Genomic DNA, 13,540 nt, shown 5'->3' on the forward strand with positions numbered 1-13,540 from the left:
TAACACAGAATTTTAACTAAAATTTTTTCTCCTTTGGCAACGAAAAATAGTACTGAAAGAATAAACTTTGCATCGGCTAAATTAGCTACAGACTATCCAGATTTCTTGGATATTCAGATCAAATCTTTTCAAGATTTTTTCCAGTTAAAAACAAAAGCAGATTCGCGAAGTGATGAAGGGTTATACAAAACCTTCATGGACAATTTCCCAATTACAGATACAAGAAATAATTTTGTATTAGAGTTTCTAGACTACTTTGTAGATCCGCCTAGATATTCTATTCAAGAATGTATCGAAAGAGGTTTAACGCATAGTGTTCCTCTAAAAGCACGTTTGAAATTATACTGTACAGATCCTGAACACGAGGATTTTGAAACAATTGTACAAGATGTTTATTTAGGAACGATTCCTTATATGACAGATTCAGGTACTTTTGTTATTAATGGTGCAGAACGTGTGGTTGTTTCTCAGTTACACCGTTCACCTGGTGTTTTCTTTGGACAATCATTTCATGCAAATGGTACCAAGTTATACTCAGCAAGAGTTATTCCTTTCAAAGGATCTTGGATCGAATTTGCAACTGATATCAATCAAGTAATGTATGCTTATATTGATAGAAAGAAAAAATTACCAGTTACTACGTTATTCCGTGCGATCGGATTTGAAAGAGATAAAGATATTTTAGAAATTTTTGACCTTGCTGAAGAAGTAAAGGTTTCTAAAAGTGGTTTAAAGAAAATATTAGGACGAAAGTTAGCTGCTCGTGTATTGAAATCATGGCATGAAGACTTCGTTGATGAAGATACTGGTGAAGTAGTATCTATCGAAAGAAATGAGATTGTTTTAGATCGTGATATTATTCTTGAAAAAGAGCATATCGAAGAGATTATTGATTCTGGTGCTAAAACCGTTTTATTACACAAAGAGGATAATGAAATGGCAGATTATGCTATTATTCATAATACTTTACAAAAAGATCCAACCAATTCTGAAAAAGAAGCTGTTGAGCATATTTACCGTCAATTGCGTAATGCTGAACCGCCTGATGAGGAAACGGCACGTGGAATTATTGACAAATTGTTCTTCTCTGAGCAACGTTATAATTTGGGTGAAGTTGGTCGTTATAGAATGAACAAAAAGTTACAACTTGATGAATCTTTAGATGAAAAAGTTTTAACTAAGAATGATATTATTACCATCGTTAAATATTTGATTGAATTGATCAACTCGAAAGCAGAAGTTGATGATATTGATCACTTATCTAATAGACGTGTAAGAACTGTTGGTGAGCAATTGGCTAGTCAGTTTGGAGTAGGTTTATCAAGAATGGCTCGTACGATTCGTGAAAGAATGAACGTTCGTGACAATGAGGTGTTTACACCTATTGATTTGATCAATGCGAAGACTTTATCTTCAGTGATCAATTCGTTCTTTGGTACCAACCAATTATCTCAGTTTATGGATCAAACAAATCCATTAGCAGAGATTACACATAAGCGTAGATTATCAGCTTTAGGACCTGGTGGACTTTCGAGAGAAAGAGCAGGATTTGAGGTTCGTGATGTACACTATACGCACTATGGTCGTTTGTGTCCGATTGAAACACCAGAGGGACCAAATATTGGTTTGATTTCGTCTTTAGCAGTATACGCAAAAGTGAATCACCTTGGATTTATCGAAACTGCTTATAGAAAGGTGAATGATGGTGTTGTTAACATCAATGATGAACCTATTTATTTAAGTGCTGAAGAGGAAGAAGGACATAAGTTTGCTCAGTCTAACTTGCCGTTAGATGAAAGTGGAAATTTTGTTGCTGATAAAATTATTTCTAGAGAAGAAGCGGATTATCCAGTAGTATCTCCAACAGAAGTAAGTTATATGGATGTATCTCCAAACCAGATTGCATCTATTTCAGCTTCTTTGATTCCTTTCTTAGAGCATGATGATGCCAACCGTGCATTGATGGGATCTAACATGATGCGTCAAGCAGTGCCATTATTGCGTCCTGAATCTCCTATTGTAGGAACAGGTTTAGAACGTAGAGTTGCAAAAGATTCTAGAATCTTGATCAACTCAGAAGGAGCAGGTGTGGTAGAGTATGTTGATGCAAACAAAATTACTATCAAGTACGATAGAACAGATGATGAGAGACTTGTAAGTTTTGATTCTGATGAGAAGTCTTACGACTTGATTAAATTTAGAAAAACCAACCAAGGAACAAATATTAACTTGAAGCCTATCGTTAGAAAAGGTGATAGAGTTGAAGAAGGAGAAGTTCTTTGTGAAGGATATGCAACTCAAAAAGGTGAATTGGCCTTGGGTAGAAATATGAAAGTAGCCTTTATGCCTTGGAAAGGGTATAACTTTGAGGATGCGATTGTAATTTCTGAAAGAGTTGTAAGAGAAGATATATTTACTTCGATTCATATTGATGAATATTCTTTAGATGTTAGGGATACAAAACTTGGAAACGAAGAGTTGACAAATGATATCCCAAATGTTTCTGAAGAAGCAACAAAAGATTTGGATGAAAATGGTATGATCCGAATTGGAGCTGAAGTAAAACCTGGAGATATATTAATTGGTAAAATTACACCAAAAGGTGAATCTGATCCAACTCCAGAAGAAAAATTATTACGTGCAATTTTTGGTGATAAAGCTGGTGATGTAAAAGATGCTTCGTTGAAAGCTTCACCTTCTTTAAGAGGAGTTGTAATTGATAAAAAGTTATTCCAAAGAGCAGTAAAAGATAAATCTAAACGTACTCGTGATAAAGAAGAAATCGCGAAATTAGAGACTGATTTTGCTGTAAAATTTGAAGCTTTAAAAGATACATTGATTGAAAAATTATTCAATCTTGTAACTGGAAAAACTTCTCAAGGTGTACAAAATGATTTGGGTGAAGATGTTTTCCCTAAAGGAAAGAAGTATACATTGAAGATGTTAAATTCTGTGAATGATTACACGCATTTAACTAAAGGTTCTTGGACTACTGATGAAGCCCTTAATGATATGATTAGTGAATTGATTCACAATTATAAAATTAAAGTGAGTGATTTACAAGGTACATTGCGTCGTAACAAATTTACGATTAGTGTAGGGGATGAGTTACCAGCTGGAATATTAAAACTAGCTAAGATTTATGTTGCTAAAAAACGTAAGTTAAAAGTGGGTGATAAGATGGCAGGACGTCACGGGAATAAAGGTATTGTTGCTCGAATTGTAAGAGCAGAAGATATGCCTTTCTTAGAAGACGGAACACCAGTAGATATTGTATTGAATCCACTAGGGGTACCTTCTCGTATGAATATTGGACAAATCTATGAAACTGTATTAGGATGGGCTGGTCAAAAACTAGGTCAGAAATATGCAACTCCAATTTTTGATGGAGCTTCATTAGACGAAATCAATGCACATACAGATGAGGCAGGTGTGCCAAGATTTGGACATACTTACTTATATGATGGTGGAACTGGACAACGTTTTGATCAACCAGCAACGGTGGGTGTTATTTATATGATCAAATTAGGTCATATGATTGAAGATAAGATGCATGCTCGTTCAATCGGACCTTACTCATTAATTACGCAACAACCACTTGGAGGTAAAGCTCAATTTGGAGGTCAACGTTTTGGAGAGATGGAAGTTTGGGCATTAGAGGCATATGGTGCTTCTAGTATCTTGAGAGAAATCTTAACAGTTAAATCTGATGATGTAATGGGAAGAGCTAAAACTTACGAAGCAATCGTAAAAGGAGAGCAAATGCCAGAGCCAGGTTTACCTGAATCATTTAACGTATTAATGCACGAACTGAAAGGTTTAGGATTAGACGTTAGATTAGAAGACTAAATATACAAGGGTAGTATTAAGTAATTGATACTACCCATTATATAAAGTCAGACAGGAAAATAATATTTACATTTTAAATTCGAATCCATTTACCATGGCAAGAAAAGAAGATAAATACACTGTAAAAAAATTCAGTAAAATATCAATTGGTTTAGCCTCTCCAGAATCTATTTTAGATGTTTCTAAAGGAGAAGTTTTAAAACCAGAAACTATAAACTACCGTACACACAAGCCAGAAAGAGATGGTTTGTTCTGTGAGCGTATTTTTGGTCCTATCAAGGATTTTGAATGTGCCTGTGGAAAATACAAAAGAATCCGTTATAAAGGAATCGTTTGTGACCGTTGTGGTGTAGAAGTAACAGAGAAGAAAGTACGTAGAGACAGAGTAGGTCATATCAATTTGGTTGTGCCTATTGCTCATATTTGGTACTTTAGATCATTGCCTAATAAAATGGGATACCTTTTGGGATTACCATCTAAAAAATTAGACATGATTATTTACTACGAGCGTTACGTAGTAATTCAACCAGGTATTGCATCTAATTTAGACGGTACACCATTGCAAAAAATGGACTTCTTAACTGAAGAAGAGTATCTTGATATTTTGGAAACAATTCCAATGGAAAACAGATATTTAGACGATTCAGATCCAAATAAATTCATTGCGAAGATGGGAGCTGAGTGTTTGATTGATTTGTTAGATCGTATTGATTTGGATGCATTGTCTTATGAATTGCGTCATAAAGCAAATACAGAAACATCTAAACAACGTAAAACAGAAGCGTTGAAACGTTTGAATGTTGTTGAGGCGTTTAGAGAATCTGCTAAAAACAGAGAGAACAATCCAGCTTGGATGATTATGAAGGCGATTCCTGTAATACCGCCAGAATTACGTCCGTTGGTGCCATTAGATGGTGGTCGTTTTGCTACTTCTGATTTGAATGATTTATACCGTAGAGTAATTATTCGTAACAACCGTTTGAAGCGTTTGATGGAAATTCAAGCACCAGAGGTGATTTTACGTAATGAAAAACGTATGTTGCAAGAATCTGTTGATTCATTATTTGATAACACGCGTAAAGCTTCTGCTGTAAAAACTGAATCTAACAGACCTTTGAAATCTTTATCAGATTCATTAAAAGGTAAGCAAGGTCGTTTCCGTCAAAATTTATTAGGGAAACGTGTTGATTATTCTGCACGTTCTGTAATTGTTGTTGGACCAGAAATGAAATTGTCTGAATGTGGATTGCCAAAAGACATGGCAGCTGAACTATACAAACCTTTTATCATCCGTAAGTTGATCGAAAGAGGAATTGTAAAAACAGTAAAGTCTGCTAAGAAAATTATAGATAAAAAAGAGCCAGTGGTTTGGGATATCTTGGAGAATGTTTTAAAAGGACATCCAGTATTGCTAAACCGTGCGCCTACGCTTCACCGATTAGGTATTCAAGCATTCCAACCAAAATTGATCGAAGGAAAAGCGATTCAATTACACCCATTGGTATGTACAGCATTTAATGCCGATTTTGATGGGGATCAAATGGCGGTGCATTTACCATTAGGACCTGAAGCTATTTTGGAAGCGCAAATGTTATTATTGGCTTCTCATAATATTTTGAATCCAGCGAATGGTGCACCAGTAACAGTACCATCTCAAGATATGGTACTTGGATTGTACTATATGACAAAAGAGAGAATCTCTACTCCTGAAGTGCCGATTAAAGGTGAAGGATTGACATTCTACTCTCCGGAAGAGGTGAATATTGCTTACAACGAAGGAGCAGTTGACTTGAATGCTGGAATCAGTGTTAGAACACAAGATATCGATGAAAACGGTGAGCAAGTAACTAAAATTATCAAAACTACTGTTGGTAGAGTATTGATTAATGAAGTTGTTCCTGCTGCTGCTGGATATATCAATGAAGTATTGACTAAGAAAAACTTAAGAGGAATTATTGGTGGTGTATTAAAAGCAACTGATATTCCTACTACTGGTAAATTCTTGGATGATATTAAAACAATGGGATTCAAATTTGCATTCCAAGGTGGATTGTCGTTTAGTTTAGGAGATATCATTATCCCAGCTGAAAAACAGCAAATGATTGATGATGCGAACTCAGAGGTTGATGTAATCATGGCTAACTATAACATGGGTATGTTAACAAACAAAGAACGTTACAACCAAGTTATTGATATTTGGGGATCTACAAACAACCGTTTGACGGAATTGTCTATGAAACGTTTGCGTGAAGATCAACAAGGATTTAACTCAGTATACATGATGTTGGATTCTGGAGCCCGTGGATCGAAAGAGCAAATTCGTCAGTTGACTGGTATGCGTGGATTGATGGCGAAGCCTAAAAAATCTACTGCTTCTGGAGGAGAAATTATTGAGAATCCAATTCTTTCTAACTTTAAGGAAGGATTATCAATTTTGGAATACTTTATCTCAACTCACGGTGCGCGTAAAGGACTTGCCGATACTGCCTTGAAAACGGCAGATGCTGGTTACTTAACACGTCGTTTGGTTGATGTATCACAAGATGTAATTATCAATGAAGATGATTGTGGTACATTGAGAGGTCTAGAAGTTGCTCCATTGAAGAAAAATGATGAAATCGTTGAGTCATTGAGCGAAAGAATTGTTGGACGTTTTACTTTACATGATGTATTACATCCAGTAACAAAAGAAGTTATCGTTGAAGCTACAACATTGATTTCTGATGAATTGGCGAAAGCTATTGAAGATTCTGGAATTGATTCTATTGAAGTACGTTCTCCATTAACTTGTGAGGCTACTACAGGAATATGTGCTAGTTGTTACGGACAAAGTATGTCTACAAGAACAATGGTTCAAAGAGGTGAATCTGTTGGAGTTATTGCTGCACAGTCAATTGGAGAGCCTGGTACACAGTTAACACTTAGAACGTTCCACGTTGGAGGGGTTGCTGGTAACATTTCTGAAGACAATAAATTGATTGCTAAATTCAGCGGAAGTATCGAAATCGAAGATTTAAATACTGTTGAAGGAGAAGACGGTCAAGGTAATAAAGTTGATATCGTAATCTCTAGAACATCTGAAATTAAAGTAATTGATGATGTAACTGGATTGGTATTAAGTTCAAATAACATTCCTTATGGTTCTCATGTTTTCGTAAAAGGAAAGAAGAAAATCAAAAAAGGAGATGTAATTTGTCAGTGGGATGCATTTAACGGTGTTATCGTTTCTGAATTTGGTGGTAAAATCGTCTTTGACAATGTTGAAAGAGGAGTGAACTACACGGTAGAAATAGATGAGCAAACTGGTTTCCAAGAAAAAGTAATTACAGAATCTAAGAATAAGAAAATTATTCCTGCTTTGATTATCGAAGGAGAAGATGGTGAAGCATTACGTTCTTACAGTTTACCATTAGGTTCTCACTTGATGATTGAAGATGGAGATGTAATTGAGCCAGGTAAAGTATTGGTGAAGATTCCTCGTAAGTCAGGTAAAGCAGGAGATATTACAGGAGGTTTACCTCGTGTAACAGAATTATTTGAAGCTCGTAATCCTTCGAACCCGGCAGTTGTTGCTGAGACAGATGGTGTTGTTTCTTTCGGAAAAATCAAACGTGGTAACCGTGAGATCATCGTTGAATCTAAATTAGGAGATGTTAAGAAATACTTAGTAAAGCTTTCTAATCAAATCTTAGTTCAAGAAAATGACTTTATCAAAGCAGGTATGCCATTATCTGATGGAGCAACTACTCCAAATGATATTTTGAAAATTCAAGGACCGGCAAAAGTACAAGAGTACTTGGTGAATGAAATTCAAGAGGTTTACCGTTTACAAGGGGTAAAAATTAACGACAAACACTTTGAGGTTGTAGTACGTCAAATGATGCGTAAAGTTAGAATTATTGATTCTGGAGATACATTATTCTTAGAGAATTCATTAATTCATAAAAATGACTTTATCGAGCAAAATGATGCTATCTACGGTATGAAAGTAGTTGAAGAAGTTGGAGGCTCAGAAGAATTGAAAGCAGGACAAATTATTTCTGCTCGTAAATTGAGAGACGAGAATTCTTTATTACGTCGTGAAGATAAAGATTTAGTAGTAGCAAGAGATGCGAGACCAGCAACCGCTGAGCAAGTATTGCAAGGTATTACTAGAGCTTCATTACAGACAAAATCATTTATTTCTGCAGCTTCTTTCCAAGAAACTACAAAAGTATTGAATGAGGCAGCTGTAAGTGGAAAAGTAGATAACTTAGAAGGATTGAAAGAGAATGTTATTGTTGGTAAGAGAATTCCAGCTGGTACAGGTATGCGTTCTTACAATAACTTAATCGTTGGTCCAAAAGAGGAAATCGAAGAGAGTTTAAACTTAGACTAACCTAGTTAGTGTAATTGAATAATAAGATTGGTTCACGAGAAATTGTGGACCAATCTTTTTTTTAAAACACATTATACATATCTTTATCATTATGAATGAAGAACAAAAACAAAAAGAAGGTCAATTAAATATTGAACTGGATGAGAAGATAGCAGAAGGAACATACTCTAACCTGGCAATTATCAATCATTCTGTGTCAGAGTTTATAGTAGATTTTATTAATGTAATGCCCGGAACACCTAAGGCAAAAGTAAAATCTAGAATTATTTTAACTCCTGAACATGCAAAAAGATTGACGAAAGCATTAGCGGATAATATAAAAAGATTTGAAGCAGCTAATGGAAAAATCAACGAGCCTGAGGAAACACCAATACCCATGAATTTTGGTCCTACAGGGCAAGCATAAAGAATTAGAACAAATAAAGAGCCTAACAACTGTTGTATTGTTAGGCTTTTTTTATGAATCATTAGAAACAGTTTTGAATCAATTTTACGATATTTGTACGTTCTCATGAAGTAATATTTCCATGAGAAATACATCAAATAAAAACTAAAAATATTAGATATATGTCAGACGATAAAAAAGTCATTTTTTCCATGTCAGGTTTGAGTAAAACTTACCAAAGTACGGGAAAACAAGTATTAAAAAACATTCATTTAAGTTTCTTTTATGGAGCTAAAATTGGGATCTTAGGACTGAATGGTTCGGGTAAATCATCTTTGCTTAAGATTATTGCTGGCGTTGATAAAAACTATCAAGGTGATATCACGTTTTTACCTGGATATTCAGTTGGGTTTTTAGAGCAAGAACCTGAATTAGATGAATCGAAAACGGTTTTAGAAATTGTAAAGGAAGGTGTTGCTGATACTGTTGCTGTATTAGATGAGTATAATAAAATCAACGATCAATTTGGTCTGGAAGAAGTGTACTCTGATGCTGATAAAATGGAGCAACTGATGAATCGTCAAGCGGAATTACAAGATAAAATAGATGCTTTAGACGCTTGGGAGTTGGATACAAAACTTGAAATAGCAATGGATGCGTTGCGCACACCTGAGCCAGATAAATCTATTTCTGTATTGTCTGGAGGAGAGAAACGTAGAGTTGCTTTGTGTAGATTGTTGTTGCAACAACCGGATGTGTTGTTATTGGATGAGCCTACCAACCATTTAGATGCTGAATCTGTTCATTGGTTAGAGCATCATTTAGCGCAATACAAAGGAACAGTAATTGCTGTAACGCATGATAGATATTTCTTGGACAATATTGCAGGGTGGATTTTAGAATTGGATAGAGGAGAAGGAATCCCTTGGAAAGGAAATTACTCTTCTTGGTTAGATCAGAAGTCACAACGTATGGCTCAGGAAGATAAAACAGCCTCGAAGCGTCAAAAAACACTTGAAAGAGAATTAGAATGGGTTCGTCAAGGGGCAAAAGGTCGTCAATCAAAATCGAAAGCACGTTTAGCGAACTATGACAAATTGATGAATCAAGATCAAAAGGCAAAAGAGGAGAAATTAGAAATCTATATACCAAACGGACCTCGTTTGGGATCAAATGTGATTGATGCCAAAGGTGTTTCAAAAGCTTTTGGTGAGAAATTGTTGTATGATAATCTAGAATTTACGTTACCTCCTAATGGTATCGTAGGGATTATTGGACCAAACGGTGCTGGAAAATCTACCATATTTAGAATGATTATGGGAGAGGAGAATCCTGATGCTGGTGAGTTCGTGGTTGGTGAAACTGCAAAAATAGCTTATGTAGATCAATCACATGCAGATATTGATCCTGAGCGTTCTATATGGGCGAATTTCGCTGATGAGCAGGACCAAATTATGATGGGAGGTAAAATGGTAAACTCTCGTGCATATTTAAGCCGTTTCAATTTTAGTGGATCAGAACAAAACAAAAAAGTAAATACATTATCTGGAGGTGAGCGAAATAGATTGCATTTGGCGATGACTCTAAAAGAAGAAGGGAATGTATTGTTGTTAGATGAGCCTACCAATGACTTAGATGTAAATACTTTAAGAGCACTTGAAGAAGGTTTGGAAAACTTCGCAGGATGTGCGGTTGTTATTTCGCATGATAGATGGTTCTTAGATAGAATATGTACACATATTTTGGCGTTTGAAGGGGAGTCTCAAGTATATTTCTTTGAAGGTAGTTTTTCTGAATACGAAGAAAATAAGAAGAAACGATTGGGTGGTGATTTGATGCCGAAGCGTATCAAATACAAAAAGCTTATTCGATAAGTATTAAAAAAGCCGTTACAAATTGTAACGGCTTTTTTTTATTTACTATATAATTTTTTTCTAATCCTACTTAACTGAATAGGTGTAATTCCTAGTCGAGAAGCGATATGATATTGATTGATTAGATTGTCTATGTTTGGAATTCTTTTTTGAAGAATCAAATAACGTTCTGTCGCATTTAGTGTTAACAATTCATCATTGGTTTTTTGTAAATGGGCATAGTGTAATTCAACGGTTCTGGTATACCACGCTGCAATTTCTTGGTTTTCTTTACATTTTTGAATTAGTGCTGTATAGTTGATTTCTAACACCTCACAGTCCGTCAGGCATTGACATGCGATTTTACTCGGTTCTCGTGTTATTAAAGCTTCAGTAGCTGCTAAGATATTATATGTGCTTATCAATGATCGAATGTATTCTACACCCTTATCTGTAACACTATAAGAACGTGCAACACCTGTTTTAATAAAGTACAATGATTCAGGGACGGTGCCTATCTCAGTAAGAATACTTCCGGCTTTGAAAGTTTTACTTTCACACATGTCCATATAGATTTCATAAGATTCTACAGATAAGGGAGAGATCTTATTCATGAATTCATATAACTCGTTCATAGTTAGCAATTTGATAGTTGAAAAAATAACATTTGTTAATTTATTAAATATATTAAAAAAATTGCAATACGAATAAAATCTGAGATTATGTTTTTATAAAAATTAAGAAAGTAAGTTTTTTACTTTTTTAAGATATAAATAAGAAGCAGGACCTTCCATGAATAATAAATCTAAGATGCTTAAATTTTGATGAAATCCATGTTTTATGTCAAACATTTGTGGGTATTCAGGTAATTTTAATTCGATTTTCTTTTTAGCATTAACGAGCTGTCTATTGTCAAGATGGCTAGTTTCTAATAAAAATTCTGAGGTCTTAGAGTATGTTGATTCTTCTTGCAATGCTTCAGTGATAAATGCGTGTATGTCAAGATTTAAATCAATTAAAAAAGTATGTTTTTTATCGTATATGGATTTTATATCATCTTCATAATATTCAAAAAAAGGGGATGAACGATAGGCTGCTTGAAACGATTTTAAATGATTTTGATACCATAATCCAGCATCGTAATCAATTTTCACATCTCTAGAAAGTGATTTTTCTTCGTTTCGATTGTGATGAATTGGAATATTCAATAATTGCTTACCATTTGCATTTGCTATATAACATCTGTTTCTATAGGTTTGCTTTTGAAAATTATCTTCAAATTCAAATAGAATTTCCTTTTCACCATAGATTATTGCATATTGTATAATCGGTGAAAAGTATGTTGGATGAACTAAAATCATTCGAAATACAGTGCTTATTTACGATTTTCTTTTTTTGTATTCTTTGTATCCTAAATAAATTGCTAATATTATTAGAAAGTGATAAAAGTAAGACTTCGTAGGTCCTTCTAAATTAACGGTTGTGAACAATCGATCCCAGCGAACTTTGTTAAGAATCCCATCTCCATAGGTGTTCCAACTAAACCAAACGAATACAGGCTTTCCTACAACATGATCAAAAGGAACATATCCCCAATATCTTGAGTCTTCAGAGTTGTGTCTGTTGTCTCCCATCATCCAATAATAATTTTGTTTGAATGTATAAGATGTTGTTTTTACACCATTGATAAATATATCTGTTCCTTCGACTTTTAACGTATTGTGTTCGTAGTCTTTGATTATTTTCTTGTAAAAAGGTAGAGAGTTAAGATCGAGCGCTACTGTTTTACCTTCTTCCGGAATATAGATAGGTCCCATATTGTCGCGATTCCACTTTAACTCAATTGATGGGAATACAGCTTCTGCTTCTCCTTTTGCAGCTATGTTTCTAGTTACACTTTTAATTTGTTTATTTTTCTTAAGTTTTGAAGCGTTTTTCTCATCAAGATTCAAAACATATTTTCTGTTTTTTATGTAATCTTTTCCAAATCTATCAAATAATTGTTTTTCATAGAATAAAGGCAATTCATAGTCTTGATATGCGGTTTTAGCCTCTCCAGGACGCACGTGATAGGTGTTGTAAATCATGTTATCACTCATTGATTTACCATCCGTATCGACAGTATAATAGAATTGAGGTTTTGCTCTTTCAGGAAGTATTGATCTTTCACCATTGATATAAATAAATCCATCCTTTATTTCTAAAGAGTCTCCTGCAATAGCCACACAACGTTTCACGTAGTTTGATTTTTTGTCAATCGGCTTGGCATATTTTCTATCGTGTTTGAAAAACTGTCTAACAGTATCTGCGGGCCAGTTAAAAACTACGATTTCATTTCTTTTGATTTTTTGAAAACCAGGTAAACGAAAATAGGGTAATTGAAATTTGTTTAAGAACGAGTTTTTATTTGTAGCATCATCGTCATAAACATATGACTTAGTCTTGATAATTGGTAATGTATCATGTACCATCGGTGCAGCAATCACAGAAGTAGGTGTTTTTGCCCCGTAGTGAAACTTACTCACAAATAAGAAATCTCCAACCAATAAAGATTTCTCTAATGATGAAGTTGGTATGGTATAAGGCTGCATGATGTAGGTATGCACCATCGTAGCAGCTACAATTGCAAAAAGTATAGAACTTACCCATTCGCCCACTTCTGATTTTGGTTGTAAGCTTCTGTTTTCAATGTAGGAAACATCGGTAGCATAATTGATATAATATGCATAGAACCCTAAAGAAAAAATACTTAATGCGGTGTCAAGGCTAGAGTTTTTACCAAAACTTCGAGCAGTTTCTACCCAAATTACAGGTAGCATGATTAAGTTGATAACAGGTACAAAAAGCAAAATAACCCACCATTTCGGGCGGTTGATAATTTGCATTAAAACGATTGCATTGTAAACAGGAACAATGGCTTCCCATGATTTTCTACCTGCTTTTTGGTATAATTTCCAAGTCCCTAAAAAGTGAATTCCTTGAATAACAAGTAAAACCAAGAACCATTCTGTAAGTGTCATAAACTATTATTTTTTTCAAATATGTTCAAATCTATCAATCAATTGCGTTAGGAGT

General features: G+C 34.6%; 7 protein-coding genes. 4 read left to right on the forward strand and 3 right to left on the reverse strand.

All coding sequences use genetic code 11. The features are described 5' to 3' along the window. Window positions 1-33: 33 nt before the first annotated feature. The 4 genes from rpoB to ettA all read left to right on the forward strand — a co-directional run bounded on the left by rpoB (window position 34) and on the right by ettA (window position 10,486). Complete coding sequence (gene rpoB / locus F6P99_RS11505; RefSeq protein WP_152287633.1) at window positions 34-3,849, forward strand: DNA-directed RNA polymerase subunit beta; 3,816 nt, start codon at window positions 34-36, stop codon at window positions 3,847-3,849. A gap of 94 nt (window positions 3,850-3,943) precedes the next feature. Next, entirely contained in the window at window positions 3,944-8,227 is a 4,284-nt protein-coding gene (gene rpoC, locus F6P99_RS11510; protein WP_152287634.1) for a DNA-directed RNA polymerase subunit beta', read from the forward strand. Window positions 8,228-8,318: 91 nt separating this feature from the next. Beyond that, window positions 8,319-8,633, forward strand: a complete 315-nt coding sequence (locus F6P99_RS11515) for a DUF3467 domain-containing protein (RefSeq protein ID WP_152287635.1) — start codon at window positions 8,319-8,321, stop codon at window positions 8,631-8,633. 161 nt (window positions 8,634-8,794) lie between these two features. Further along, window positions 8,795-10,486 carry an energy-dependent translational throttle protein EttA gene (gene ettA, locus F6P99_RS11520; protein ID WP_152287636.1) on the forward strand — a complete coding sequence of 564 codons (1,692 nt, stop codon included), beginning with the start codon at window positions 8,795-8,797 and terminating at the stop codon, window positions 10,484-10,486. Between the two features lie 38 nt (window positions 10,487-10,524). On the opposite strand, the gene F6P99_RS11525 is transcribed toward ettA, so the two are convergent. From F6P99_RS11525 to lepB, 3 genes are all read right to left on the reverse strand, one after another. Next, window positions 10,525-11,100: a Crp/Fnr family transcriptional regulator gene (locus F6P99_RS11525; protein WP_152287637.1), complete on the reverse strand. Its 576-nt coding sequence runs from the start codon at window positions 11,098-11,100 to the stop codon at window positions 10,525-10,527. A 102-nt stretch (window positions 11,101-11,202) separates the two neighbouring features. Further along, entirely contained in the window at window positions 11,203-11,826 is a 624-nt protein-coding gene (locus F6P99_RS11530; protein WP_152287638.1) for a WbqC family protein, read from the reverse strand. 18 nt (window positions 11,827-11,844) lie between these two features. Beyond that, a complete protein-coding gene (lepB, locus tag F6P99_RS11535) occupies window positions 11,845-13,485 on the reverse strand; it encodes a signal peptidase I (RefSeq protein ID WP_152287639.1) in 1,641 nt (546 codons plus the stop codon). Between the last annotated feature and the right edge of the window lie 55 nt (window positions 13,486-13,540).

Source organism: Flavicella marina (assembly GCF_009193215.1).
GTDB classification, from domain to species: Bacteria; Bacteroidota; Bacteroidia; order Flavobacteriales; family Flavobacteriaceae; genus Flavicella; species Flavicella marina.